We start from the raw sequence: 25,356 nt of genomic DNA on the forward strand, positions 1-25,356 counted from the left end.
AAAATAACAATGCTGTCTGGAAAGTGGTACGATAACCAACTTTTTAGACAGCTTTTTTTATTAGAATAGTAGGATAACTTTAGGAACTACGCGTAAATTTTGATAGAATACCTTTAAAGCGTATTTACGATATAAGATAATGAATTGTAGGAAGTAGGTGGGATTATGGGGAAAGTTATCGCAATTGCTAATCAAAAGGGGGGAGTCGGCAAAACGACAACCTCTGTAAATTTAAGCGCCTGTTTAGCTTATTTAGGGAAAAAGGTACTGTTAATTGATATTGATCCACAAGGCAATGCAACAAGTGGTACTGGGATAAATAAAGCAGATGTACATGGCTGTATTTATGATGTCATTATTGACGACGAGGATATTACAACAACAATTTTACCAGCAAAAATAGAAAATTTATTTGTTGTGCCTGCAACAATTTCGTTAGCTGGTGCAGAAATAGAGCTCGTGTCAGCTATTTCACGTGAAGGAAAATTAAAAAATGCACTACAACCAATAAGACAAGATTATGATTACATAATTATTGATTGTCCACCATCACTCGGTTTATTAACAATTAATGCATTAACGGCGGCAGATTCAATTATTATTCCTGTACAATGCGAATATTACGCATTAGAGGGCTTAAGTCAGTTACTATCGACAGTTCGACTTGTGCAAAAGCATTTAAACCCACAGCTAATGATAGAAGGTGTTCTTTTAACAATGCTTGATGCGCGGACAAATTTAGGTTTACAAGTAATAGAGGAAGTAAAAAAGTATTTTCAGGATAAAGTATATAAAACGATTATTCCTCGCAATATTCGCCTAGGAGAAGCACCGAGCCATGGTAAGCCAATTATTTTATATGATGCAAAATCAAGAGGTGCAGAAATGTATGTAGAGCTAGCAAGGGAAGTGATTAAAAATGGTTAAAGGTTTGGGAAAAGGTATTGGCGCACTATTTCCAGAGGAGGCAGTACAGCAGGAGGGCAATGTGCAGCAGGTGGCAATTGACAAATTTGTAGCAAACCCATTTCAGCCACGCAAGCTTTTTCAAGATGAAGCGTTAGATGAGCTTGCACAATCGATTAAAGAGCATGGCATTATTCAGCCTATACTTGCACGTAAAAAGGGACGTAAGTTTGAAATTATCGCTGGAGAACGTCGCTGGCGTGCTGCAAAATTAGCTGGTTTAGATGAAATACCTGTGCTTGTCAAAGAAATGACAGAGCAGCAAATGATGGAAGTAGCTATTTTGGAAAACCTACAGCGCGAGGATTTAACACCAATTGAAGAAGCAGAGGCATATAGTAGTTTAATTGAGCAATTGAATTTCACACAGGAAGACTTAGCAAATCGTCTTGGAAAAAGTAGACCACATATCGCCAACCATATTCGCCTACTACAGCTACCTGAGGAAGTGCGTGCATTAGTAAACGACGGCTCATTAACAATGGGACATGGTCGTACATTACTCGGTTTGAAAAATAAAAGACAAATTGCAGAAGTAGCAAAAAAGGTAATTGCACAGCAATTGAATGTACGCCAATTAGAAGCGCTCGTTCAATCATTAAATGAAAATGTTTCACGTGAAACAAAAACACCCGCACGTGATATTTTTGTACAGGCTACAGAGGCGCAGCTCCGAGATTATTTTGGAACGAGCGTACAAATTAAAAAACAGAAAGATAAAGGGAAAATAGAAATCGAATTTTACTCAGATGAGGATTTAGAGCGTATTTTAGAAATTTTACAATTAGAGCGCACTGAATAGAGAGAAGGTAAATATGATTTTATTAGGTTCATTAATAAATGCCGCGCTAATAATAGCTGGTGCGTTTATTGGTAGACTGTTTCGTAATATTCCAGAAAAAATGAAAGAAACAGTTATGTCTATTATCGGGTTAGCCGTGGCTGTCCTAGGAATTTCAATGGGCTTTGAGAGTGGTAATTTCATTATCGTCATAGTTAGCCTCGTTGTTGGTACGATGATTGGTGAATGGCTCGATTTAGACAAATGGTTTAACCGCTTGGGAAAATGGGTAGAATCATTATTCGGTAAAAATAGTAGTGGCTCGATTGCTGAAGGCTTTGTAACAGCAACGCTGATATTTGTTATTGGCTCTATGGCGATACTTGGTGCACTTGATAGTGGTCTGCGTAATGATCATAATATTTTAATTACAAAAGGTATTATTGATGGCTTTACGTCCATAATTTTAGCATCTACTTTAGGTATTGGAGTTTTATTATCGGCTATACCCGTTTTTATCTATCAGGGACTTATCGCCATTTGTTCAGGGGCAATTAGCAAATATATTCCGCAGGAAGCGCTCGATTTATTTATTCAAGAAATGACAGCTACAGGTGGTATTATGATATTAGCAATTGGTTTGAATATTACCGGTTTAACGAAAATTCGAGTAGCCAATTTGCTGCCAAGTATTTTGTGTGTGGCGATTATTGTAGCTATTATGTTTATTGTTCAATAGATGGCGTTGCCAAGCTAGCTGTAAGGAACGAGCAATTTTTTCACTCATATTATATGTCAAATGAAGACGAGTGTTTTGCAATACTTGTGCTTCCATAAAACCTCCAATATTGACGATTCCTTTAATGGAAATGTCACCAATTGGGGGTAGTTGTTTTTTTACAGCCTTGCCAGGGAACAGTGGACCATTCTCTACTATAATATTTCCTATGCGGTTTTTCTCACTCAAGCAGGCATCGATTGCAACAATAAATGGTGGCTCGGCTTGTGCTTGTAAATTATTAAATGTTTCTAGTAAATTTAATGCATGTAACGGCTCCTCTAACGTCCCGATAACATCAAAGGGAAATGCATAGCTTTTCAATAGCTGGCTACCGATTAATGGACCGAGTGCATCGCCTGTTGAGCGGTCTGTACCAATACAACAAAAGACTAGCTGGCTATGCTCAAAGGGAATCATTTGTAAAAAAATATCGCTTAGTTTCCATACTGCACTTGATGCTTCATAATGAATAGAATGATTATTCATTTGTTTCACTCACTTTCTAAAAATAGTAAAAGTACGTTATATTTGTGCAGTATACTCAATTTGTTAATTTCTTATACAGGGAGTGAAAAAATGGAATTATATTATTCGGCAGCAGCAACAGTCAATCTAAGGGGGCTCACACGAATTAGTCAAAAAACTTGGGATTATCTTACGAGTGAAGCGTTATGGGATTTTATTTTAATAGCCTCTATAAAAGTGATTGCAATTTTGGCTGCTTCCTATATTGCTGTTCGTGTTGGAAGGAAGATTATTGAGAAAATTTTTGTTGTACGCATGCGTTCTCCATTAAATCACTCCGAACGTCGTCAAAAAACAATATTAAAATTATTGCAAAGTGTTTTATCTTATTTAGTGTACTTTTCTGCCATTATGGGCGTTTTATCTGCCCTTGATATTCAAATTGCAGGGCTACTTGCGGGGGCTGGTATTGCAGGCTTAGCAATTGGCTTTGGTGCCCAAAGCTTAGTAAAAGATGTGATTACAGGATTTTTTATTATTTTTGAGGATCAGTTTGGTGTAGGCGATTATATAAAAATAAACGGGGCAGAGGGAACTGTCCTGGAAATTGGTTTACGTACAACGAAGGTAAAGGGCAATACAGGTGAGCAATTTATTATTCCAAACGGTTCTATTACGAATGTAACGAACTATTCCATCAATCACTCGAAGTTTATGATTGACATGGAGTTAAATATAGATGCTGATATTGAAAAGGCAGAAAAACTCATTACTGCCTATTTAGAAAAGCTACCACAGCAGCATCCAGCATTAACAAATATACCTGCCTTTTTAGGCGTTCAAAATGCGACCGATAATGAAGTAACTGTGCGCATTATAGCTGAAACATTACCATTACAGCAATGGACAATTGCTCGAACAATTCGTCAAGACGTGAAGGAGCTACTAGAGCAAAATGGTATAGTCACTCCATTCCCAAAAATGATGCTGTATGACCGTGTAATGGGACGAGAAATTGAAGGGAGAGAATAAAATTGGAAGGTAAGGCATTTGAATTAAATGATATTGTAGAAATGAAAAAGCAGCATCCATGTGGAACAAATGCATGGAAAATTATTCGCTTAGGTGCAGATATTCGCATTAAATGTGAAGGTTGTGGGCATAGCGTTATGATTCCTAGACGTGAATTTGAAAAGAAGATGAAAAAAGTAATTAAAAAAGTCGATGAACAATAATGCGGTTAGACTTTTAGGCGTATTATCAATATAATAGAAAAGGCTATTAACATAAGTAAAATGAACTGAGCATAGAAAGGTTGTGTCCTATATGGCATTAACGGCTGGAATTGTCGGTTTACCAAACGTCGGCAAATCAACATTATTTAATGCGATTACGAAGGCTGGCGCACTTGCTGCTAACTACCCATTCGCAACAATTGACCCAAACGTAGGAATCGTGGAAGTACCAGACGCACGTTTAAATAAATTAACAGAATTAGTAGAGCCTAAAAAAACTGTACCAACAGCATTTGAATTTACGGACATTGCAGGGATCGTAAAAGGTGCTTCAAAAGGTGAAGGGCTTGGTAACAAATTTTTAGCACATATTCGTGAAGTAGATGCAATTTGCCAAGTGGTACGCTGCTTTGAGGACGAAAACATTACGCACGTAGCAGGTACAGTCAATCCAATCGATGATATCGAAGTCATCAATTTAGAGCTTATTTTAGCTGATATGGAATCTGTTGAAAAACGCTTGCAGCGCGTTGCAAAAATGGCGAAGCAAAAAGATAAAGAAGCACTTATCGAAGAGCCAATCTTAGTGAAGATAAAAGAGGCGCTAGAAGCTGAAAAGCCCGCACGTGCAGCAGAGCTTTCAGACGATGAGCTAAAGGTTATTAAAGGGCTTCACTTATTAACAATCAAGCCGATGCTTTATGTTGCTAACGTATCTGAGGACGAAGTAGCAGATGCAGATAGCAATAAATATGTGCAGATGGTACGCGAATTCGCCGCAGCAGAAGGTGCTCAGGTCATTACAATTTGTGCGAAAATTGAAGAAGAAATTTCGGGCTTTGACGACGAGGAAAAAGCAATGTTTTTAGAAGAACTAGGCATTAAAGAGTCGGGCTTAGACCAATTAATCCGTGCTTCATATGACTTATTAGGACTTGCTACATACTTTACGGCTGGCGTACAAGAAGTACGTGCGTGGACGTTCCGCAAAGGCATGAAAGCACCGCAATGTGCGGGTGTGATTCACACCGACTTTGAGCGCGGCTTCATCCGTGCCGAGACGGTTGCCTACGACGACTTAGTTGAGCTAGGCTCAATGACAGCAGCAAAAGAAGCAGGCAAAGTACGTTTAGAAGGTAAGGAATATATCGTACAAGATGGCGATATTATGTTGTTCCGTTTTAATGTTTAATTGAGAGAAGCGTTCAAAAGGCCGTGCAGCTACCGGCTTTTTAAACGCTTTTTTGACTTTGATAATGAATAAAATTAGAAGGGAGATTGAAAAATATGCAGTATGGAACACTTCCTAATTGGTTTTGGATAATTTATTACCTATTCTTATTTATAACAATAATAACTGCTCGACTATGTATTAAACAAAGAAAACTTATAGTTTTATCTGTCTTAACAATATTTTTTGCGATAACTGTTCCAATAATATCTTTTATTCATAGTATCGAACGTAAATTAGGTGAAGATGAACTTCATTATTTTATTAGTAGACTACAACAAGGTGATATTTGGACTGTATATGTTATTTTAGGGTATCTGTATATTTTAATATGGTGGGGCTGTTATTTTTATAAAAAGCAATCCAAATGATAGTTAAATTTGATTGAGAAAAAGGAAAAAGAACAGAAAGGTAATAAATATGATGCCAATTAATGCAGCTATTCTTGAATATTTAACAGCCGCCTCACTGACTTCATTTTGCTCTTTATACATCCATCTTCTTCCCCATAAAATGGCTTCTTTCGGATTTTTATATTGCCAAATTAAAATAATATATATCGGAATAAATAATATAAAGCAAAAGACAACAGCAGTCATTCACAGCCCTCCATTATACTCTCGTTTCATACACATATAGCTTTGGTAACTCGGGGTCATCCTTGACAAGTGCATCGTTTGGAAATGGACGTAACTCTTTGTACATGGCGAAATCGCCAACAGCTCCCGCGATTAATAATACACCAGTTATCACGAGTGTGAAGCTTCCTATATAAAGACCAGCAACAGTCGGCAAAATGCCCGTTGTCCAAAAAGGGAGAAGCAAAGCCTTTTTCATTGCACTATTTGTCATTGGCTTAATTGTTGTCGCATAGGCAATACCAAGCTTTAAATTAATACCGTAATCAAGCTCCTTAAACTTTGCTCCGCCAAAAATCATAAAGCCTATTAAATGAAATACCTCGTGTAAAACGATAAAAATAATATATAAAACAGCCATTGCCAGCATTGCTAAAAGTGAAAAATTCGTTTGTCCATAAATTAATTTATATATGATAGTAAAGAAAACGATAAAGCCAATCGTTAGCCAAAAGTTAAGCCTCGCAATTTTCTTCATATTTAATTCAATTATTACAGGTTGCTTCTCTGTCACAGGACCACTCCTATATTGATAATTATTTAGAATTTAATTGGTGATAAATGAATTTAATAAATACTCCCCATTTTTTTGTGAAAAATCAAAATAAATGGCGGCATTATTTTGGCCAAAACCGATTGTTATAATATTATTTTCTAAATGATGGAATCGGTATTCTAAAATGTTGTAATCAATAGACTGCAAAAAATTTTGTTCATGCCCATTTTCGAATATAAAAATTTTTTTCTCAAAATCAATTGTCACATTAGAATCTATAATTGTTTCAAGATAACTATAATCTGAATTCACCATCGCTCGAATGATTTTCAAAGAAAGATTCATCGTTTCTCTTAATTGGTCGGAAGTAAGATTCGGTCTTTCTTCAAGCTGCTTTTTTAGCTCTTCATTTTGTTTAGTTAATACATTCAATTTATCCTCATTGTCACTGCTTGATTGTTGACTAGTGTTCTCTTTATTTGAACACCCTACTAAAATAAATAATATAATAAAAGTAATCAGTATTTTTTTCATGTTACGCCCCCTTTCGTTTTATCAAATTCTAACATATAGCCGCGCTTGGTATACATATAACTTAGGCAATTCTGGGAAGCAGATTATAAGGAGGGAACTAATTGCCCAATACAAAAGTTAATAACACATCATTCCAACAAGAGATTTTAGACATGTTACAACCTAAAATTCATGCCGTTTTACGTCATACTCGTCCACAAGAACGTGATGACCTCAAACAAGAAATTTGCTTAATGATTATTCAAACCATCCAAACAAAAAAATTCAAAGAAGCACCTTCGTTCTTTGAATTAGTAGAAACTGAAAAACTAGCTCAAAACGAGCTTTAAATCAAACATAAAAATATTTTTCACTAAGGTTGTCAAAACAATTATTTATCTCCCTTTAGATTATAGAAAGCAATCATCCTAGGTAATTTAATTGCTTTTGAAAATAAATAAAAAAGACAAGAGGAATATAAAATGGCAAACTACGGTTTAACAGCAATACAAGTAGGGTTTGGAACAGGGACTCGTAAATTACAAATTCAGTGGTCAGCTACTCTACCTTACGAGGCAACATTAACAGTGACTCGTGGAGTTTGCCTTTTTATACAAAAAATAATTATATATGAAATCGAATATTGAAACGAAATAAGCAAAACTAACAAATAATAATATCGGCGAATCATAACTGTAATAAATAAAGTCTTGTGAATGTAGATAAAAGAACCAAATTGTTGTAATAACGAAAAGAGAAATATCGTAAACAATACTTAGAGGGCGTTTAATCGTTTTTAAAGCGAAATTAAAAACGACAACTCTAAAGAAAACAAATAGGCATAAAAAAATAAAATAAGCAAATGTAACATAAAAAATTGATGGCTGTATTGAATCTGGTATCATCATCAGCATAAACCCCTTTAAATAGTTTGTAGTCGAACTTCAGTCAGCGTCTTACCTAGTAATCTGACTTTTGGTAATACTCGGTTGCCACTGACACGCTTGTCATATCAAACTCTGCATAAATCGTACAAACAATTTCCACCCCTCTTATTATAAGTCACTTTTATTTTTTTGAAAATAAAAGAGCAGCTATACGCTACTCTCAGTTTATTGTATATTCTAGTAGCTCATCTAATACTTGACTCAATCGTTGTTTGAAAATATATTGCACATAAATTTAAAACATGCTATAATTCACAGATGTGAGTAATACAAGTTACTTGCTCCTTGCTCCCTATTTAGTAGGAGAGCCCAAGTCCATAAGGAGGTGCAAAACAAAGATGAGAAAGTATGAATTAATGTACATCGTACGCCCAAACATTGAAGAAGAAGCGAAGAAAGCTTTAGTAGAGCGTTTCAACGAAATCTTAACTTCAAACGGTGCTGAAATCATCGAAGCAAAAGACTGGGGTAAACGCCGTCTTGCTTACGAAATCAACGACTTCCGCGAAGGTTTCTACCAAATCGTGAAAGTAAACGCTGGTTCTCAAGCAATCGATGAGTACACTCGTTTAGCTAACATTAGCGAAGACATTATCCGTCATATCGCTGTTCGCGAAGAAGATAAATAATTTTTAACCATAATGCTGAAAAGGAGGCTGTGTACCGATGATTAACCGTGTCGTACTAGTAGGCAGACTGACAAAAGATCCAGAGCTTCGTTATACGCCAAGTGGAGTTCCTATGGCTCGCTTTACAGTCGCTGTAAACCGAACATTTTCGAACCAACAAGGTGAGCGTGAAGCTGACTTCATTGGCTGTATTGCGTGGCGTAAACAAGCCGAAAATTTAGCAAACTTTATGCGTAAAGGGAGCTTAATTGGCGTTGAAGGTCGCATTCAAACAGGTAGCTATGAAGGACAAGACGGAAAACGTGTTTATACAACAGATGTTGTAGCAGATGCAGTACAGTTCTTAGAACCACGTAGCGGTGGCGCATCACAAGGTATGCAAAATCAGCCATATGGCGGTAACAATTATGGTGGAGGGCAACAAAACTATAATAACCAGCAATATGGCGGTGCTCCTGCACAAGATCCATTTGGTTCTTATCAACAGCAGCAGCCACCACAAAATCAGCAAAATTATACACGTATGGATGAGGACCCATTTGCAAATAGCAAAGGGCCAATCGAAGTTTCAGAGGACGATTTACCGTTCTAATGCTTCACGTCCAATAGAAAAATAAACTAAAGGAGGACAACGCTAATGGCAGCACAACGTCGCGGAGGCCGCAAACGCCGTAAAGTTTGTTACTTCACTGCTAATAATATTACGCACATCGACTATAAAGATGTTGATCTTTTAAAGAAATTCATCTCTGAGCGCGGTAAAATTTTACCACGTCGCGTAACTGGTACAAGCGCGAAGTATCAACGTAAATTGACTTCAGCTATCAAAGTATCACGTATTATGGCTTTACTTCCATTCGTAGCAGAAGATAAATAAGATTATGAAAAGTACAGCATTGGTTGCAAAGCCTTTGTTGTACTTTTTTTATGCTTCCAAAGTTGTAAGAAGTGGATTGAACTTCATTTCATATATAATTCTAGAAGGTCTTTTGGAATAATTCAAAAAAACCCCTGCAGAAATTCACAGGGATTTCATTGGTAGAAGTGTTTTCAACAATGTAGAAAACTTGTGCTTCTGATAGTGATTAAGGGAGCTGGATAGTTGCTGTTAACACATTATTGCCTGAACCTAAACGTAATCTGATATTTGCTGTTGAGGCTGTGACAGTCGGATTAATCCGCATCATTATTTTTTTAGTAGCTGTCCCACTGCTATCAGCCGTTAAATTAGCTACATTAAAGTAGCCATAGGAAGATGGCCAAGAACCATCGGCATTTTGAATTTGAGAAATGCCTGTCCCATTGCTCAAATAAAATTGAACTTGTGCGTTTGTAATTGTAGTATTAGCTGCCAATTTCTGTATCACTACTTGTACTGGAAATGCTTCACCATTTTTCGGAAGTATGGCTGGCAAAATGAATTTATAGTTACCATTTGTCAGTGTTTGTGTTTCACCAGTTGATGGCTCAGGTTCTACAGGTGTTTCAGGTGTGCCAAGTAATACAGATTGTGTAATTAAATTCGTTCCATCTGTTGCTCGTAAACGAATAGTTGCATTTGTTTCTGTAACATTTGGATTGAGACGCATATGGACAGTTGTAGTTGCGATGCCATTATGATTAGCCGTAATCGTTCCAATCTCCTGATAGCCGTAGCCTGAAGGCCAAGAACCATTTTGATTTTGAATTTGAGAAATAGCTGTCCCGCCTGCTAGATACACTTGCATTCTTAAACCTGTTACTGTTTCATTAGGTGCTAAGCCGCTGATAGCCACCGTTACATCAAATGGATTGCCAGTAGTATCTAATACAGTAGGTGTAACTAAAGTATATGTTAAAGTTGCTGGTGGACTAATCGATGAGCCGTACGAACCAGCAGCAAATGTTGATTGGTCGTACCATAGATAACCCGATGTTGGTAAGCGCCAAGGCTCAAAAGCCGGTTCTATAGAATTTGCTGGCAATTCCATTGGTAATAATGGTGTGACAGCATCAAGCGTAACAGTTGTATTTGCTAATGTGTGATAGCTTTCTTGGGTAGCAAGCCAATGAATAATATTAACAAGTAATGTAGCATTATCGTCTGCGATAAAACCGTCATATGTTCTTTTTAGAGCACCTGTTTCTTCATTGCGATATTTAGGTGTAATATCTTCCACAGGTGAAGAATCACCAATAAATGCAGCTTTACCATTTAATTTTTTACTGATGGCAACAAATGGTCCTTCTGCAATGCCTCCGTTGGCATAAACGCCTTGGTCAATCGCGTTATTCCATCTATTTGCTGTTGGTGTTAAGCCAGTAGGTAAATAAACGATACCTTTGGCAAGCGATGGATTGGTAATCGCTAATGTAGAGCCAGCATGAATTGATACGGCCGATACACCTGTCGTAATATCGAATGATTCATATGACGGAACAACTACATTAGCTTTTGTATGGTCTAACGCGTTATAGCGAAACTCTACACCGAACTCATTGCTTAGCCATTGTGAACTTGTGACACCAGCCATTGCACTAATCTCAGATGGAGACATATTTAATGTAGGGGTATTATATGCACCACGGCGCCAACCATTCATGATTTCACTTGAATCCCAACGATTTAAATTGCGGTCAGCATTATAGTGATCGGAGATAAAGAATACGCCACCACCTGCTTCAACAAAATCGACAATCGCTTGTTGTTCTGCTGCTTTAAATGGAATTTGTGCCTCTGGTATAACGAAGACATCGTAATCATCTAAATCAGCCAATGTTAATGGCGACGTGCTTCTATGCTCTTTTACAACATACCCTTCATTCGCTAGCGCATTCGCAAAATCTGAAAAAGCGCCGTCAATTACCCAATCCGATTGCCCAGCCGTTTGTCCGTGACTGTTGTCAAATAGCACTTTCATGCCATTTGGATTTGCTGGGTAAATAATGGGGGCGGGGTCATTTGGTCCCTCTGCTGTTACATAGCTCAAATCTGCGTAAAGAAAGACAATCAATCCAGTAAAAATGAGTAAAGACTTTACAAAATTTTTCATTTTTCTCCTCCTTGTTAGCTATAGATGGATACTGCGAAAAAGCTATACTAAGTACGGCATCACCCCCTTACAAGCTTGTTGCGAATTTTATTTGATAAAAACTCAATAAATAAGATGAGTATCATCAAACCAATTAAAATCGAACCAACTTCTGACCATTTGTAGCCATTCATAGCGAAAATAAGCGGCGCTCCAATGCCACCAGCACCAACTAATCCTAAAACGGCAGCATCTCGTAAATTCATATCAAATCGATAAATGACAATGGATATAAACATAGCGGATAGCTGCGGAATAATACCATAACGAATTTTTTCATAAGTAGTGCAGCCCATTGATTCCAGTGATTCTAAAATACTAGTTTCTAAATTCTCGATAACATCGACATATAACTTAGACAGCATACCAACTGATACCAAAGCCATTGTCAGCACACCTGCGAAAGGACCAGGCCCTGTTACACGAATAAACATTAAACCATAAACAATTGCAGGGACTGTTCGGATAACAATTAGTATTAATCGAACAAGAAAAGCAATTGGCTTTACTACGATGTTGGATGCTGATAAAAAAGCAAGCGGTATAGCTAAAATCGCACCGACAATTGTTCCTAGAAAGGCAATCGCCACTGTTTCTAATAGCAAGTACGGTATGCCGTTTGTGCTCCATGTAAATAATAGCTCGGTATTCGGTGATAAAATTCCAAGCATAATATTTTTGGCAATCGAGAATCCGTTTTCTGTCATATTTGAAAAGTTAATAGCGGATAAAGACCATAGTAGAAACGCGGCTAAAATCATAATAGAGATGATGCTTTTCGTTGTATATTTTGGTTCATTGATGAGCTGTTTTTCAATTGCATGCAAAGCAGTCACCTCCTACATTAATTTCTTTCTGAAATGTTCACTAAGTGTTTCAATACAAAAGACTGTTACTGCGAGCAGCAGCAAAATCATTCCGACATTTGCATAGTTGCGCCAGCCTAAGCTTTCATTTAGCAGTAAGCCGATACCACCAGCCCCAACATAACCTAAAATGGCAGCATAGCGTACATTTCCTTCAAAGCAAAACAGCGCGGTTGAAATATAGTTAGGCAAAATTTGAGGTAATATTGCATAACGGAATGCTGAAAACGTAGAGTGCCCCATTGAATGCATTGCTTCAAAAGCCTTTAAATCTGTATTTTCAATTTGTTCATATAAAAGTTTGCCAACATAAGCGACGGTGAATAAAAAAATCGCGACCGTACCTGCCATCGTACCAATACCAAAAATGAATGTGGCGATTAAAGCGGCTACTAATGTAGGTAGGGTGCGTAATAGACTTAAGAATAACTTGCTGGCTACGACAAGCCATGTGCTTTTTATCATATTGGAAGAGGCTAAAAAAGCGATTGGTAATGCACAGACTGCTCCGAGAAGTGAGCCAAGCAAGGACATTTTAATGGTGTCAAATAACGGTTGCCATAATCGGTCTAAATAAGACCAGTTCGGTGGTATCATCTCCCCAACAATTTTCCAAAATTGATAGATACGTTCAATCAGAACAATGATACTAAAGCCTGTAATTTGGATTGAAAAATACAAGGAAAAAAGCAATAGAAGCACAATCCATGGCGCTTTGGAGCGTTTAAATGTGACTGTTTTCCCATTGCCTAATGTCATTGATTTTGTCTTTATGATGTTCAAACCATCGTCAGCTCCTCTTTCAATTTGCCGTTATAAATGAGGTTCAATACGTTTTCTGTTACAGCGCTTGCAGGGCCGTCATAGACAATTTCTCCATTGCGAATACCAATAACTCTTGTTGCATATTCGAGTGCTAACTCTACATGATGAATGTTCATAATTATCGTCATATTCAGTTCTTCATTAATTCGTTGAAAATCAGACATCACTTGTTGCGCTGTGACTGGGTCAAGTGAGGCAACAGGTTCATCTGCCAAAATAATCTGTGGTTTCTGTGCAAGCGTACGTGCTAAGGCGACACGCTGCTGCTGTCCACCTGATAATTGATCAACACGCGTAAATGACTTATCTAAAATCTTCATTTGATCAAGTGCTTCAAGTGCTTCTATTTTTTGCTGCTTTGTAAATATGCCAAGCGCTTTTCGCCAGAATGGCATGTCTGGCACAAATGATACGAGGACATTGTTTAGTGCCGACATGCGCGATACGAGATTAAAAGATTGAAAAATCATGCCGATGCCTCTGCGCAATGTACGTATTTCTTGTCCTTTCAATGTGGATACTTCTACACCATTGACTTGTAATGAACCATCCGTAATGTCGTGCATTCGATTAATGCAGCGAATCAGTGTCGATTTACCAGCACCAGATAAGCCAATGACAGCTACGTATTCTCCTTGCTCAATTTTAAGATTAATATCTTTTAATGCGACAAATCCGTTATTATAACTTTTATGTACACATTGAAATTCAATCATTGTGTTACACCTACCTTTATATAAAAATGGGGCTGTCCAAAAAGCCGTGCATAGCCAGCATTTTGGACAGTAGCGATGATGTTTCGCAAAATATTCATATAAACAGAGAACGCCTCTTTTAAAAATGGGATGAACATTGGCTTTAGCAGCGTTATCCTTCAGTAAAAGGGAAGCGATAAAAATATTTATTTCAATGCGGTGTCAAAAAAAATAGACTTTTCGGACAACTCCGCTATTGTGACATCATTAATTGCTTAATTGTTGGACTAATTGCTGTGCTTTACGTTCATTATCATAGTCAGTGTCTTTTGCGATTTGATAGCCTTCATGACTGTAAATAGAGATAACTTCTTTACCAGCATCTGAGTTAGCAATATTAATAAATGCTTGTTGCAACGCAGCCTTTAATTTGTCATCCATAATTTTGGAATGTTTACTCACGCTAATCGTATCGTTATAAATTGCCGGCATAACACCCAGTACATCTGTCTCATCCCAAATGCTTGTAGAACGTTCAAAGTCCGTTGTCCATACATCCTCAAAATCACGACGGGCATCTGCATATGTGACAAGTACATCTGTTTGACCAGCAGCTAGACGACCAAAGGCATTACCATAAGAATCCGCTTGTACAACTTTGGATAAATCCGTAATGGTCTTTTCAAACTTTTCATTTAACCATAGCGCTGGATAGATATAGCCAGCAGGTGATGAGGAAGACATGACATTCCAATTTGCACCATTTAAGTCCTCGAATGTTAAGTCCTCACCATTGTTGACTTTAGTAGCTAGCTCTCGACCTTTAGCTGATGGACCAGCTATTAATAATGCGCGATAAGATGTTGCTTGATCGGCTGTTGCTGTTGTTGGCTTATTATTGTTCCACTCTGTTGGATCGTCCGAATTATTGTTTAAGCCAGAGCGTGTTGCAGTTAAAATGACTTCAGCGCCATCATCATACAGCACATATGTACCACCAGGAATTAAGCCAATATCTGTTGTACCTGCAGATAATGCCTCTCCGACAGCTTCATAATTTGTACCTACTGTAATGTCTACCTTATCAACGTCATAGCCTAATGTAGCAAGCTCTGCTGTTAACAATTCTTTTAACGGCTCTGTAGCAGTAATAATTTCTTGTGGGTCACGTGATGGTACGAAAGCAATTGATAGCTTTTCCAATTTTGTTGCAGTTGCTTCTGTTGCCTGTGTATTATCTGTTGAAGAAGCATTTGTATTGGCATCATCTGTTGTAGACGATTCATCCCCTTCATTGCCATTACAAGCAACAAGTATCATACTGATTGCGAGCAAACATACCAACCAAAACATTTTTTTCATAAATTTTCCTCCTAAAATTGTTGTGCCACTCGATTATAAAAGATGAATGTAAATAAGATATTAAGGAATTACAAAGATTTAAATTTTCAAAAAGTGGAAGATAAGATTAAAATGTAGCTAATTAAGAAATGAGGTGTTTGTATGAAAAAGATTTCTGTTTTGGTGACAAGTGATATTCATGGTTATGTGATGCCGACAGACTTTTCAAACAAGTCGGTGTTACCAATGGGACTAGGGAAGCTCATGACAATTATCGAAGAGGAGCGTAAACGGAGTGCGGTATTATTAATTGATAACGGTGATTTTATACAAGGCAGTCCAATGACTTATTATGAACAAAAAGTTGATCCACATTACCATAACCAAATGATAAAAGTAGCAAATGCAATGCAATATGATGCCGCAATTTTTGGCAATCATGAATTTAATTATGGTTTACATACGGTTAAGACCATCATCGAGCAATCCCAATTTCCGTGGCTTGCAGCAAATATTAAAGATGAGAGGGGACATTACTTTACACAGCCTTCTATGATTAAGGAGATTGAAGGGATAAAGATTGCTGTTGTTGGAATTACGACACAATTTGTGCCTTATTGGGAAGCACCAGCACATATTGCAGGGCTTCTTTTTGAGGATGCTTTTACGTCGGCTCAACAGGAGATAGCTAATCTACGTGAAAAATTTGCAATAGATGTGATGATTGTCGCGTATCATGGTGGCTTTGAAGCAGATTTACAGACAGGTGAACGGTTAGAGGAATCACGAGAAAATGTTGGCTATCAGCTTTGTCAAGAAATAGAAGGAGTAGATGTTGTCATTACTGGACACCAGCACAGGGAGTTAGCGTTACATTTATTTGGAAAAGCTGTTGTACAATCAGGAACGAAAGGGATTTGCCTTGGCAAAGTGGAGTTGCTATTCAATAATGAAGGCATTTTACAGCGCACATCACCTAGCCTAATTTATTTGGATGAAACGATTCCATTAAATGTAGAGATTGAAAATATCATTACCCCTTTATATGAAAAAACGGAGAAATGGCTGGATCAGCGCATTGGCAAAATCACAGGGAGTTTAGCTATCCATGACACATTTGAAGCGCGTCTTAAGGGACACTCTTATGTGGAATTGGTTAATCGGGTGCAAATGGAAGTAACGGGTGCTTCGATTTCTTGCGCCTCGATTTTTAATGATACATGTGCAGGCTTTCAAAATGATGTAACGATGCGCGATATTGTCACAAACTATATTTATCCAAATACGTTGAAGGTATTATCCGTTGAAGGCAGGTATATCGTCGCGGCATTAGAGCAATCCGCTACTTATTTTACAATGAAAAATGACAAGCCTACTATTAGTGAAGCATTTAAATATCCTAAGGAGCAGCCATATAATTATGATTTGTGGAGTGGCATCGACTACACAATTGATTTAACAAAGCCTGCTGGTCAACGTGTTGTTTCTGTGTTTTTCCAAGGTCAGCCACTGCAATTGAGTCAACACTATCATGTTGTGATGAATAGTTACCGAGCGACAGGTGCAGGAAATTTTGATTATTTTAAAACGTGTCCGGTTGTCAAAGATATCCAAACGGATATGACGGAGTTACTTGCGGACTATTTTACAAAGCACGACACGGTGGAAGCGAAGCCGATGACGAATATGCGTATGATTTATCGTAATTAACCATGAAGGAGGCTTTACAGATGCTTCAAAAATGAACAACAAAAAGAGAGAAAAGGCTATCCGCAGCAATAGGTGTTGGAAGTGGGCTGTGTTTTTCCATCATGATAGAAGCAATGGCTACATTGTATGCATGTCGCCATTGAGAGGTAACATTTTGCTAAAAGGCAAAGCATTGAAAGTATACAGACGTTATAAAAAACTAATGTCTGTAAATAAAAATGGGTGGATTACTTGTACACAATTTGCATAGAATGCTTGGCTTATCGCTGTTAATATAGCTGATATTTAATAAAGTAAATTTTCCTATTTTGTACATATTTTTTTCGACTTTCATTTGATTAAATCTCCCTATGTAAAAATTAAAGAACTTCGCCTCAAAAAGAGACGGAGTTTTTTGGTTCAACTCTACTTGTTAATCCACTTTATATTAGAATGGCAGCTGCTGTTTATACATGCTTTTGATTCTTTATAAAATCTTCTAGATAACTTCAAATCGCTGCTTGTATTGCTTCACAACAACCAACAAATCTCCGAAAGAATTAGCCATTTTATTACTTCTAATTACGGAGTTTCACATCTCTATTTAGTGTATAAAAATTAGAATATTCCATTAATATTTCTTTTTAAACCAATCACACGTTCGTTTTCGTACTTTGTTTGTAGCATAAAAAAATGATACAATAGAATAATGAGAAAGTGGAACGCTAATAGTTAGCGTCTTTACTTACATACTTAGTTAATATGCAAAAGTTTTGATGATAGAAGGAAGGTTCTTCATGCCGAATAATCAAACGAAAAAATTAGTGCAAAGTAGCATTGCAATTGTTCTATTTACAATTATTATGCTGATTGCCTTTTATGTACCGATTGTCAGTATAGTAGCAATGGGGTTTGCACCTCTGCCAATTGCATGGCTTGCTGCAACGCATAATAGGGCAAATGCAATTACTATCGCTATTATTGCCAGCGCTATTACATTTATTTACGGTGGCATTATTATGTTGTTGACATCGGTCATTTTTGCAGTGGTAGGTGTAGTAGTTGGTGATGCAATACGAACGAATAAAAGTAAACTATTCCTATTTATGTCAACTGGTATAGCACTCTTATTTACATTTGCCTTTTTATATGTAGCACTTGTTAATTTTTTTAATCTAGATTTTGTGAAGCTTGGCTTAGACATTGCAAAAACAAGTTATGAACAATCACTTAAAGTTGCTGAGCAATTTCCAATGCAGGAGGCATTTACACGTGAAAGTTTAGATGAAATGTTCCGCATGATGGAGGTGGCTATGCCATCTACGATTACCATTTCTGTTTTTGCTTTAACTTTTGTACTCATTTCCATCAACCTGCCGCTATTAAAGCGCTTTGGGATTGATGTACCGAAATTTGCATCCTTTAAAATGATGCGTTTGCCAAGAGCTGTGCTGTGGTATTACTTAATCGTTCTTTCTATTAATTTATTTGTGCAACCAGAAGTAGGAACATTTTTATATGTTGCTGTACTTAATGCCTCTGTTGTACTGTGGTTACTATTAACGCTGCAAGGTTTATCGTTTATCTTTTTCCTATTAGATGAATACAAATCGCCGGGCTTTTTAAAAGGTCTAGTTGTGCTGATTGCATTGCCGCTCTATTCATTTATTATTTTGCTCGGTATTATCGATTTGGGCTTTAATATACGTGAGTATATGAAGGACAAAATCCAGAAAAAATAAGGAGCTGTTGACAATGGATATGTTTAGAAAACGATTAATTCGCTATCCGCTTTTTCTTATATCTTTGTTAGTGCTAGTGGCAGCTATCTTATTATTTTTATGGAATGTGTGGGTAGCGCTTGCCTATATTTTAGTAGCACTAGGCGGACTATTTTACGTTTGGAAAATGGAAAAGACAGCGTATATTGAGACAGAAAAGCATATTGAAAAGCTTTCCTTTCGAATGAAAAAGGTGGGAGAGGAAGCCTTTTTGGAATTGCCGATAGGGATTGTACTTATCAATAAGGATTACAATATCGAATGGGCAAATCCATTTATGCTAAATATTTTGAACAGAGATTCATTAATTGGGGAAGAGCTGTTTACGATTTCTGAGGAGCTGTATAGCATTATGCAGCCAGAGGAGAAGCGAGAGCTGACGGTGACAATTGATGAACGTAAATATCGAACCTACTATAAAGAAACAGAAAAACTATTGTATTTCTTTGATGTGACAGAGCAAGTAGAGATTGAAACACAATATTTTGCGGATCGCACAGTTATTGCTGTTTTATTTATCGACAACTATGATGAGCTAACACAGGCAATGGATGACCAAACGCGTAGCTTAACAAATACAATGGTTACATCGATTGTTAATGAATGGGCAGCAAACTATGGAATTTATGTGAAACGGGTATCTTCTGATCGTTTTTTAGCCGTGCTAAATGAATCTATTTTATCTGAGCTTGAAGTAAAGAAATTTGCGATTTTAGATACGATTAGAGAGCGTACCTTGCAAAAAAACATGTCGCTAACACTTAGTATTGGTGTTGGTGCAGGTTCCTCCTCATTGGTCGAATTAGGAGAGCTAGCACAATCTAGCTTAGACTTAGTATTAGGGCGAGGTGGCGACCAAGTAGCAATCAAACAGCCAAGTGGAAAATTGCGTTTCTATGGAGGGAAAACGAACCCTGTTGAAAAGCGCACACGTGTAAGAGCTCGTGTTATTTCACATGCGCTAAGGGATTTAATCCAAGAAAGTGACCAAGTATTCATTATGGGACATAAGCAACCTGATATGGATGCAATTGGTGCGGCAATTGGTGTACGTAAAATGGCGCAAATGAATAAAATTGATGGCTATATTGTCGTTAATTTTGATGATTTATATGGCAGTGTGCAGCGACTCATGACGGAAATCGCTGATAAGTCTGATTTTTATCAACATTTTATTTCGCCAGAGGAAGCATTAGCTAAAATGACCCCAAAATCATTATTAGTTATTGTTGACACACATAAGCCGAGCTTAACTATTGATGAACGCCTATTTAATAAAGTAGATAAAGTCATTGTCATAGACCATCACCGTCGAGGAGAGGAGTTTGTGACGAATCCGACACTTGTTTACATGGAGCCATATGCATCTTCGACAGCCGAGCTTGTAACAGAGCTGCTAGAGTACCAGCCAAAAAACGAGAAGATTACCCCATTAGAGGCAACGGCGTTATTATCTGGCATTATTGTTGATACGAAAAGCTTTACGCTACGAACGGGTGCACGAACATTTGAGGCGGCCTCTTATTTAAGGACACATGGAGCCGATACTATTTTAGTGCAGCAGCTATTAAAAGAGGACGTCGATACCTATATCGAACGCTCAAAAATCGTGCAAACAGTTAAATTCGCCTTTCCAGGCATTGCAATTGCTAACGGGGAAGATGGGCGTGTTTATGATTCGGTAATTATCGCTCAAACAGCAGATATTTTATTGACAATGAAAGATGTATCAGCTTCCTTTGTGATTGCACACCGAGCAGATGGCTTAATCGGAATAAGTGCTAGGTCATTAGGTGAAACGAATGTCCAGCTCGTTATGGAAAAGCTTGGTGGCGGAGGACATTTAACGAATGCGGCAGCGCAAGTGGAGGCACATTCAATAGATGAAGTAAGAAATTATTTAATGGATGCTATTGCAGAAGTAATGGAAGGGAGTAATGAATAATGAAAGTTGTATTTTTAAAGGATGTAAAAGGTAAAGGAAAAAAAGGTGAAATTAAAAATGTAGCAGATGGCTATGCACAAAACTTTTTAATTAAAAATGGTTATGCAGTAGAGGCTAACAATCAAGCATTAAGCCAATTAGAAGGTCAAAAAAGATTGGAAGAAAAAAATGCAGCTGCGGAGCTACAAGCAGCAAAAGATTTGAAAGATAAAATCGAAGCATTGGAAGTAGTAATTAAAGCGAAGTCAGGAGAAGGCGGACGCCTTTTCGGTTCTGTATCAACAAAGCAAATTGCAGATGAATTGCAGAAAGCACATAATATTAAAATTGATAAACGAAAAATGGAGTGCAACGACGGTATTCGCTCTTTAGGTTATACGAATATACCAGTAAAGCTTCACCAAGAAGTAAAGGCTACATTGAAAGTACATGTTATTGCTGAATAAGGAGAGCAGTTAGATGAACGAATCTATGATAGACCGTGTACCGCCGCATAATCATGAGGCAGAGCAATCGGTTATTGGTGCGATATTTCTCGAGCCGCAAGCACTGATTACAGCATCCGAAATTTTAATACCGGAAGATTTTTATCGTCGTGCACATCAAATTATTTTCCAAACAATGCTGACATTAAGCGATCAAGGAAAGGCGATAGATGTCGTTACTGTTACAGAGGAACTTTCCGTAAAAAAAGAGCTAGAGGATGTCGGTGGTCTATCGTATATTTCTGAGCTAGCGAATGCCGTACCAACTGCTGCGAATATCGCACATTATGCAAAAATCGTAGAAGAGAAGGCATTGTTGCGTCGTTTAATTAGTGTGGCAACGAAAATCGTGCAGGATGGCTATACGCGTGAAGATGAGGTAGAAGCATTATTAGCTGAAGCTGAGAAAAAAATGATGGAAGTAGCCAACCGAAAAAATGCGGGTGACTTTAAACATGTAAAGGACGTTCTTGTCGACACATTTGATAATATAGAGAAATTGCAGTCAAGACAAGGCGATGTAACAGGTATCCCAACAGGCTTCCGTGATTTAGATAATATTACAGCCGGATTCCAACGTAATGACTTAATTATCGTAGCGGCACGTCCATCTGTAGGGAAAACTGCCTTTGCATTAAATGTCGCACAAAGTGTCGCGGTACAGGCACGCGAAAATGTAGCAATCTTCTCCTTAGAGATGGGGGCAGATCAGCTCGTTATGCGTATGCTTTGTGCAGAGGGAAATATCGATGCACAGGCATTGCGTACAGGTGCACTTTCAGCAGAGGATTGGGGTAAGCTTACAATGGCGATGGGTAGCCTTTCAAGCTCTGGTATTTTTATTGATGATACACCGGGTGTACGCATTAATGAAATTCGTGCGAAATGTCGCCGTTTAGCTCAGGAGCATGGGCTTGGTATGATTTTAATCGACTATTTACAGCTTATCCAAGGTAGTGGGCGTCCAGGAGAAAACCGTCAACAGGAAGTATCGGAGATATCACGTTCTTTAAAGGGGCTTGCGCGTGAATTAAAGGTTCCTGTCATTGCATTATCACAGCTATCTCGTGGTGTAGAGCAACGTCAAGATAAGCGACCAATGATGAGTGACTTACGTGAATCTGGTTCGATTGAGCAAGACGCTGATATTGTCGCATTCCTTTATCGTGACGACTACTATGACCGAGAATCTGAAAGTAAAAATATGATTGAAATTATTATCGCAAAGCAACGTAACGGTCCAACTGGAACGGTGACACTAGCATTTAAAAAGGAATTCAATAAATTCCTCAATGTGGACTGGTCGCAATATGAAGCACCTCCAGAATACTAATTTATCAGGCGTGTTGATTATGAAAATATTGAATATTAATGCGTGTGTTTTAAGGTAGAGAATACACTGTTAATAAAGGATTTACTTGTTGATTGGAGTGAAGAGGGCGAGTGCTCCTGCGATTACTCGTCGCAAAGCAAAGCCTTCCAGCAGGACAAAGTATAGGGAGGCTAAAACCGCCTCGTCCTGCGGCAACGCCTCTATGACCAACATCCTGTTGGCCTCACGCTGAAAATCCATTTATTTTGGTGACAACCGAAATAAATTAGTTGAAGCCGTGCCTACAGAAAGCGTCCCCCACAACGGAAATCAACAAATTTCCTAGGTTGTTTTTGTAAAATAAAGGATAATCAATACACCTGCTAATTTATATTATGAAACTCCTACTTTTTTATAAAGTTTAGCAATTTAAAAAGTCGATTTGTATCACAAAAGTTTTGTAGCAAATCGGCTTTTTCTGTGCCCTATTCCAAGAGCAACCTCGCTCTACAAGTGCATTGAAAATTTGATTTTCACTTCTTACTTTAACTTCAAATAAAGTCTGCTAAAGTCAATGGGGCTGTCCAAAAAGCCGTGTATAGCCCGCATTTTGGACAGTAGCGATGATGTTTCACAAAATGTTGATTCATATAAACAGAAAACGCCTCTTTTAAAAATGGGATAAACATTGGTTTTATCAGTGTTATCCCTCTGTAAAAGGGAAGCGATAAAAACATTTATTTCAATGCGGTGTCAAAACAAAATGGACTTTTCGGACAACTCCTTCCTCTTATTTTATCTAATGATATCTTTGCTCGAACATTATTAATAATGTCCCCAAAAAATAGGTAGAGCCCTGATTTTGGGGCAACTCCGTATAATTGGAATGTAACAAAGTTTTCGAAATAATACAGTTTCATTACAAAATAACTAAACAGTTCAAATGGACTAAAAAGTATGTTAAAGTGTAAAAGTGTGATTTTACACTGAAAATAGTCCTATATGTATTTAGGAGAGATTTTGGAAGGGGCTTTACGATGAGTTCGAAATGGAATACAGCAAAAGACGCTCATAGACAGCTAAATAGCCTAGTAAAAAAACCATCTACAAAAATTAAAAAAGTAGCAGTAACCGCTTTATTGCTTTCTACATTAGTGATACCCTTTGGTTTTATTAAAGAAGCAGAGGCAAATGCTACATTTAGTAAGATATATCATATATATGCAAATAAAGATTACATAGGCGCTGTCTCAAATCCTCAAGCAGTTGAAGAGCTGCTTGCTAAAAAAGAACAGCAAGCAAGTAGACAATATGTTGGAATAGCGATTGATGCACATTCCAATATTGAAATCATCCCAGAGCAGGTGTTTGAAGCAAATGCTAATGATGGAGAAACATTAGCAAAGCTAGAGGCTGCTTTAGTTGTAGAAGCAGACGCTCATTCATTGGTTGTTGATGGAGAAACAATCGCTTACGTAGAAAGTGCAGAAGCTCTTGAACAAGTACAGAAGCAATTAAAGCTTCAATATGTATCTGAAGGGGAGCTAGAAGCACTTAATCAGCCTACTACTGCTCAATTACCCGCTTTACAGGATGATGAAACACGTATAGTAGAAATTTCTTTATCTGCTGAAATAAATGGTGAGGAAACGAAAGTAACACCAAATGAAATTTTAAATGTTGATGAAGCAGTTCAGCTTTTACAAACAGGAATGCTTGAAGAACAAAAATATGTCATTGAGTCGGGTGATGTATTAGGCTCTATTGCAAAGGAGCACAGCCTAACAATTGCTGAGCTAATGGAGCTTAATCCAGGAATTGATACATCGACTGTTTTACAAATTGGTCAAGAATTAAATGTGACGGTTAATAAGCCATTTGTTACAGTAAAAATTGTTGAAGAAAAATTCAAAGTAGAAGCAATCGACCATGCTAAAATTGTTGAAGAAGATGAAACAATGCTTAAAGGTGAAAAAGTAGTGAAGCAAGAAGGTGCAGATGGTAAAAAAGAGGTAACCTACTTAATTACTACGGAAAATGGTAGACGCACAGAGCGCGCTGTTAAAGATGAAAACGTTATTTCGGAGCCTTCGAGTCGCGTTGTAGTTGTAGGTACAAAGGTAATCCCATCACGCGGTACAGGCACATTTGCATGGCCTACAAACGGCGGCTATATTTCAAGTCATATGGGCAGTCGTTGGGGGGAATTCCACCGTGGTATTGATATCGCACGCCCATCTAACTATACAATAAAAGCATCTGATAATGGTGTTGTAACATTTACAGGCTGGGACGGCACATATGGCAATAAAATTGTGATTAATCATAATAATGGCTATGAAACAGTTTATGCACATCTTTCACAAATTGATGTAACAGTTGGACAAGTTGTTGCACAAGGCTCATCAATTGGTATTATGGGCTCAACAGGTAACTCAACAGGCACACATTTGCATTTTGAAGTGCATCAAAATGGCTCAGTAGTCAATCCATTATCATATTTAAAATAATAAAAAACTGTAGGAAATCAAATTCCTACAGTTTTTTTATTATAGTTACAATGCTATTATTTTTCGACAAAATCAATTATTTCTCGGGAAATAATTTTGGGCAATTTTCAAAATGAAATATCTGTTTAATGCGCGAAATCGCAAAGCATGGTAC

The 25,356-nt window shown here is 37.5% G+C and carries 28 protein-coding genes; 17 read left to right on the plus strand and 11 right to left on the minus strand.

The window, feature by feature from the left end:
* Nucleotides 1-165 precede the first annotated feature (165 nt).
* Genes MHB51_RS11825 through MHB51_RS11835 form a run of 3 tightly spaced genes read left to right on the plus strand, consistent with a single transcriptional unit; the run spans nucleotide 166 to nucleotide 2,486 of the window.
* The gene (locus MHB51_RS11825; protein ID WP_066168520.1) at nucleotides 166-927 is read left to right on the plus strand and encodes an AAA family ATPase; all 762 of its coding nucleotides are present in this window, start codon (nucleotides 166-168) and stop codon (nucleotides 925-927) included.
* Nucleotides 920-1,768 carry a ParB/RepB/Spo0J family partition protein gene (locus MHB51_RS11830; RefSeq protein ID WP_066168522.1) on the plus strand — a complete coding sequence of 283 codons (849 nt, stop codon included), beginning with the start codon at nucleotides 920-922 and terminating at the stop codon, nucleotides 1,766-1,768. The genes MHB51_RS11825 and MHB51_RS11830 overlap by 8 nt, the downstream gene beginning before the upstream one ends.
* Nucleotides 1,769-1,781: 13 nt before the next feature.
* On the plus strand, nucleotides 1,782-2,486 hold the full coding sequence (locus MHB51_RS11835) for a DUF554 domain-containing protein (RefSeq protein ID WP_066168525.1): 705 nt from the start codon (nucleotides 1,782-1,784) through the stop codon (nucleotides 2,484-2,486).
* Here the strand turns inward: MHB51_RS11835 and yyaC are convergent.
* Entirely contained in the window at nucleotides 2,403-3,014 is a 612-nt protein-coding gene (gene yyaC, locus MHB51_RS11840) for a spore protease YyaC (RefSeq protein WP_082799071.1), read from the minus strand. The two genes, MHB51_RS11835 and yyaC, sit on opposite strands and share 84 nt — an antisense overlap.
* A 90-nt stretch (nucleotides 3,015-3,104) precedes the next feature.
* Between yyaC and MHB51_RS11845 the strand changes: the two genes are divergently transcribed.
* The 3 genes from MHB51_RS11845 (at nucleotide 3,105) to ychF (ending at nucleotide 5,420) form a co-directional block, all read left to right on the plus strand.
* Nucleotides 3,105-4,025: a mechanosensitive ion channel family protein gene (locus MHB51_RS11845; protein ID WP_107943567.1), complete on the plus strand. Its 921-nt coding sequence runs from the start codon at nucleotides 3,105-3,107 to the stop codon at nucleotides 4,023-4,025.
* A gap of 2 nt (nucleotides 4,026-4,027) precedes the next feature.
* Nucleotides 4,028-4,228, plus strand: coding sequence for a DUF951 domain-containing protein (locus tag MHB51_RS11850; RefSeq protein ID WP_066168531.1), 201 nt, complete (start codon nucleotides 4,028-4,030; stop codon nucleotides 4,226-4,228).
* A gap of 91 nt (nucleotides 4,229-4,319) precedes the next feature.
* Nucleotides 4,320-5,420: a redox-regulated ATPase YchF gene (gene ychF / locus MHB51_RS11855; RefSeq protein ID WP_107943566.1), complete on the plus strand. Its 1,101-nt coding sequence runs from the start codon at nucleotides 4,320-4,322 to the stop codon at nucleotides 5,418-5,420.
* 413 nt (nucleotides 5,421-5,833) lie between these two features.
* Here ychF and MHB51_RS11860 read toward each other — a convergent pair whose 3' ends face one another.
* From MHB51_RS11860 to MHB51_RS11870, 3 genes are read right to left on the minus strand one after another with little or no spacing between them, the layout of a single operon-like run.
* Nucleotides 5,834-6,058, minus strand: a complete 225-nt coding sequence (locus MHB51_RS11860) for a hypothetical protein (RefSeq protein WP_107943565.1) — start codon at nucleotides 6,056-6,058, stop codon at nucleotides 5,834-5,836.
* A 13-nt stretch (nucleotides 6,059-6,071) separates the two neighbouring features.
* Nucleotides 6,072-6,611: a DUF3267 domain-containing protein gene (locus tag MHB51_RS11865; protein WP_342558214.1), complete on the minus strand. Its 540-nt coding sequence runs from the start codon at nucleotides 6,609-6,611 to the stop codon at nucleotides 6,072-6,074.
* A gap of 33 nt (nucleotides 6,612-6,644) precedes the next feature.
* Entirely contained in the window at nucleotides 6,645-7,127 is a 483-nt protein-coding gene (locus MHB51_RS11870) for a hypothetical protein (RefSeq protein WP_342558215.1), read from the minus strand.
* Between the two features lie 101 nt (nucleotides 7,128-7,228).
* On the opposite strand from MHB51_RS11870, the gene MHB51_RS11875 reads away from it, so the two are divergent.
* From MHB51_RS11875 to rpsR, 5 genes are all read left to right on the plus strand, one after another.
* Nucleotides 7,229-7,456: a hypothetical protein gene (locus MHB51_RS11875; protein WP_342471541.1), complete on the plus strand. Its 228-nt coding sequence runs from the start codon at nucleotides 7,229-7,231 to the stop codon at nucleotides 7,454-7,456.
* A 132-nt stretch (nucleotides 7,457-7,588) separates the two neighbouring features.
* Entirely contained in the window at nucleotides 7,589-7,753 is a 165-nt protein-coding gene (locus tag MHB51_RS11880; RefSeq protein ID WP_342558216.1) for a hypothetical protein, read from the plus strand.
* Between the two features lie 638 nt (nucleotides 7,754-8,391).
* Nucleotides 8,392-8,682: a 30S ribosomal protein S6 gene (gene rpsF, locus MHB51_RS11885; RefSeq protein WP_066168544.1), complete on the plus strand. Its 291-nt coding sequence runs from the start codon at nucleotides 8,392-8,394 to the stop codon at nucleotides 8,680-8,682.
* A gap of 37 nt (nucleotides 8,683-8,719) precedes the next feature.
* On the plus strand, nucleotides 8,720-9,274 hold the full coding sequence (gene ssb, locus MHB51_RS11890; RefSeq protein ID WP_066168546.1) for a single-stranded DNA-binding protein: 555 nt from the start codon (nucleotides 8,720-8,722) through the stop codon (nucleotides 9,272-9,274).
* 45 nt (nucleotides 9,275-9,319) lie between these two features.
* Nucleotides 9,320-9,559, plus strand: a complete 240-nt coding sequence (rpsR, locus tag MHB51_RS11895; protein WP_066168550.1) for a 30S ribosomal protein S18 — start codon at nucleotides 9,320-9,322, stop codon at nucleotides 9,557-9,559.
* 208 nt (nucleotides 9,560-9,767) lie between these two features.
* Here rpsR and MHB51_RS11900 read toward each other — a convergent pair whose 3' ends face one another.
* The 6 genes from MHB51_RS11900 to MHB51_RS11925 all read right to left on the minus strand — a co-directional run bounded on the left by MHB51_RS11900 (nucleotide 9,768) and on the right by MHB51_RS11925 (nucleotide 15,501).
* Nucleotides 9,768-11,714 carry a DNA-binding protein gene (locus MHB51_RS11900; RefSeq protein ID WP_342558217.1) on the minus strand — a complete coding sequence of 649 codons (1,947 nt, stop codon included), beginning with the start codon at nucleotides 11,712-11,714 and terminating at the stop codon, nucleotides 9,768-9,770.
* 59 nt (nucleotides 11,715-11,773) lie between these two features.
* Nucleotides 11,774-12,580 carry a phosphonate ABC transporter, permease protein PhnE gene (phnE, locus tag MHB51_RS11905; protein WP_342558218.1) on the minus strand — a complete coding sequence of 269 codons (807 nt, stop codon included), beginning with the start codon at nucleotides 12,578-12,580 and terminating at the stop codon, nucleotides 11,774-11,776.
* 12 nt (nucleotides 12,581-12,592) lie between these two features.
* Nucleotides 12,593-13,378, minus strand: a complete 786-nt coding sequence (phnE, locus tag MHB51_RS11910; protein ID WP_107943582.1) for a phosphonate ABC transporter, permease protein PhnE — start codon at nucleotides 13,376-13,378, stop codon at nucleotides 12,593-12,595.
* Nucleotides 13,379-13,398: 20 nt separating this feature from the next.
* The gene (gene phnC, locus MHB51_RS11915) at nucleotides 13,399-14,160 is read right to left on the minus strand and encodes a phosphonate ABC transporter ATP-binding protein (RefSeq protein WP_107943560.1); all 762 of its coding nucleotides are present in this window, start codon (nucleotides 14,158-14,160) and stop codon (nucleotides 13,399-13,401) included.
* A complete protein-coding gene (locus MHB51_RS11920; protein WP_342558219.1) occupies nucleotides 14,157-14,297 on the minus strand; it encodes a hypothetical protein in 141 nt (46 codons plus the stop codon). Before MHB51_RS11920 ends, phnC begins: the two co-directional genes overlap by 4 nt.
* Before the next feature lie 109 nt (nucleotides 14,298-14,406).
* A complete protein-coding gene (locus tag MHB51_RS11925; protein ID WP_342471544.1) occupies nucleotides 14,407-15,501 on the minus strand; it encodes a PhnD/SsuA/transferrin family substrate-binding protein in 1,095 nt (364 codons plus the stop codon).
* Between the two features lie 141 nt (nucleotides 15,502-15,642).
* Between MHB51_RS11925 and MHB51_RS11930 the strand changes: the two genes are divergently transcribed.
* The 5 genes from MHB51_RS11930 (at nucleotide 15,643) to dnaB (ending at nucleotide 22,713) form a co-directional block, all read left to right on the plus strand.
* Nucleotides 15,643-17,190, plus strand: a complete 1,548-nt coding sequence (locus MHB51_RS11930; protein WP_342558220.1) for a bifunctional UDP-sugar hydrolase/5'-nucleotidase — start codon at nucleotides 15,643-15,645, stop codon at nucleotides 17,188-17,190.
* A gap of 776 nt (nucleotides 17,191-17,966) precedes the next feature.
* Nucleotides 17,967-18,911: a DUF2232 domain-containing protein gene (locus MHB51_RS11935; protein WP_342558221.1), complete on the plus strand. Its 945-nt coding sequence runs from the start codon at nucleotides 17,967-17,969 to the stop codon at nucleotides 18,909-18,911.
* A gap of 13 nt (nucleotides 18,912-18,924) precedes the next feature.
* Nucleotides 18,925-20,895 (plus strand): DHH family phosphoesterase, encoded by a 1,971-nt coding sequence (locus MHB51_RS11940; protein WP_066168561.1) that lies wholly within the window; start codon nucleotides 18,925-18,927, stop codon nucleotides 20,893-20,895.
* Complete coding sequence (rplI, locus tag MHB51_RS11945; protein ID WP_107943556.1) at nucleotides 20,895-21,341, plus strand: 50S ribosomal protein L9; 447 nt, start codon at nucleotides 20,895-20,897, stop codon at nucleotides 21,339-21,341. Before MHB51_RS11940 ends, rplI begins: the two co-directional genes overlap by 1 nt.
* Before the next feature lie 13 nt (nucleotides 21,342-21,354).
* Nucleotides 21,355-22,713 (plus strand): replicative DNA helicase, encoded by a 1,359-nt coding sequence (gene dnaB, locus MHB51_RS11950; RefSeq protein ID WP_107943555.1) that lies wholly within the window; start codon nucleotides 21,355-21,357, stop codon nucleotides 22,711-22,713.
* 530 nt (nucleotides 22,714-23,243) lie between these two features.
* On the opposite strand, the gene MHB51_RS11955 is transcribed toward dnaB, so the two are convergent.
* On the minus strand, nucleotides 23,244-23,381 hold the full coding sequence (locus tag MHB51_RS11955) for a hypothetical protein (protein ID WP_342558222.1): 138 nt from the start codon (nucleotides 23,379-23,381) through the stop codon (nucleotides 23,244-23,246).
* Between the two features lie 348 nt (nucleotides 23,382-23,729).
* On the opposite strand from MHB51_RS11955, the gene MHB51_RS11960 reads away from it, so the two are divergent.
* Complete coding sequence (locus MHB51_RS11960; protein ID WP_066168568.1) at nucleotides 23,730-25,202, plus strand: M23 family metallopeptidase; 1,473 nt, start codon at nucleotides 23,730-23,732, stop codon at nucleotides 25,200-25,202.
* Nucleotides 25,203-25,356: the final 154 nt, after the last annotated feature.

The sequence above is a fragment of the Metasolibacillus sp. FSL K6-0083 genome, from assembly GCF_038630865.1.
GTDB lineage: Bacteria > Bacillota > Bacilli > Bacillales_A > Planococcaceae > Metasolibacillus > Metasolibacillus fluoroglycofenilyticus.

Coding starts and splice junctions, on each gene's coding strand:
- phnC (WP_107943560.1), bottom strand. CDS start 14,160: ATGATTGAATTTCAATGTGTACATAAAAGTTATAATAACGGATTTGTC.
- rplI (WP_107943556.1), top strand. CDS start 20,895: ATGAAAGTTGTATTTTTAAAGGATGTAAAAGGTAAAGGAAAAAAAGGT.
- MHB51_RS11880 (WP_342558216.1), top strand. CDS start 7,589: ATGGCAAACTACGGTTTAACAGCAATACAAGTAGGGTTTGGAACAGGG.
- MHB51_RS11860 (WP_107943565.1), bottom strand. CDS start 6,058: ATGACTGCTGTTGTCTTTTGCTTTATATTATTTATTCCGATATATATT.
- MHB51_RS11960 (WP_066168568.1), top strand. CDS start 23,730: ATGAGTTCGAAATGGAATACAGCAAAAGACGCTCATAGACAGCTAAAT.
- MHB51_RS11835 (WP_066168525.1), top strand. CDS start 1,782: ATGATTTTATTAGGTTCATTAATAAATGCCGCGCTAATAATAGCTGGT.
- MHB51_RS11845 (WP_107943567.1), top strand. CDS start 3,105: ATGGAATTATATTATTCGGCAGCAGCAACAGTCAATCTAAGGGGGCTC.
- rpsF (WP_066168544.1), top strand. CDS start 8,392: ATGAGAAAGTATGAATTAATGTACATCGTACGCCCAAACATTGAAGAA.
- rpsR (WP_066168550.1), top strand. CDS start 9,320: ATGGCAGCACAACGTCGCGGAGGCCGCAAACGCCGTAAAGTTTGTTAC.
- yyaC (WP_082799071.1), bottom strand. CDS start 3,014: ATGAATAATCATTCTATTCATTATGAAGCATCAAGTGCAGTATGGAAA.
- MHB51_RS11900 (WP_342558217.1), bottom strand. CDS start 11,714: ATGAAAAATTTTGTAAAGTCTTTACTCATTTTTACTGGATTGATTGTC.
- ychF (WP_107943566.1), top strand. CDS start 4,320: ATGGCATTAACGGCTGGAATTGTCGGTTTACCAAACGTCGGCAAATCA.
- dnaB (WP_107943555.1), top strand. CDS start 21,355: ATGAACGAATCTATGATAGACCGTGTACCGCCGCATAATCATGAGGCA.
- MHB51_RS11935 (WP_342558221.1), top strand. CDS start 17,967: ATGCCGAATAATCAAACGAAAAAATTAGTGCAAAGTAGCATTGCAATT.
- MHB51_RS11830 (WP_066168522.1), top strand. CDS start 920: ATGGTTAAAGGTTTGGGAAAAGGTATTGGCGCACTATTTCCAGAGGAG.
- MHB51_RS11955 (WP_342558222.1), bottom strand. CDS start 23,381: ATGTTTATCCCATTTTTAAAAGAGGCGTTTTCTGTTTATATGAATCAA.
- phnE (WP_107943582.1), bottom strand. CDS start 13,378: ATGACATTAGGCAATGGGAAAACAGTCACATTTAAACGCTCCAAAGCG.
- MHB51_RS11920 (WP_342558219.1), bottom strand. CDS start 14,297: ATGTTCATCCCATTTTTAAAAGAGGCGTTCTCTGTTTATATGAATATT.
- ssb (WP_066168546.1), top strand. CDS start 8,720: ATGATTAACCGTGTCGTACTAGTAGGCAGACTGACAAAAGATCCAGAG.
- MHB51_RS11870 (WP_342558215.1), bottom strand. CDS start 7,127: ATGAAAAAAATACTGATTACTTTTATTATATTATTTATTTTAGTAGGG.
- MHB51_RS11930 (WP_342558220.1), top strand. CDS start 15,643: ATGAAAAAGATTTCTGTTTTGGTGACAAGTGATATTCATGGTTATGTG.
- MHB51_RS11925 (WP_342471544.1), bottom strand. CDS start 15,501: ATGAAAAAAATGTTTTGGTTGGTATGTTTGCTCGCAATCAGTATGATA.
- MHB51_RS11825 (WP_066168520.1), top strand. CDS start 166: ATGGGGAAAGTTATCGCAATTGCTAATCAAAAGGGGGGAGTCGGCAAA.
- MHB51_RS11940 (WP_066168561.1), top strand. CDS start 18,925: ATGGATATGTTTAGAAAACGATTAATTCGCTATCCGCTTTTTCTTATA.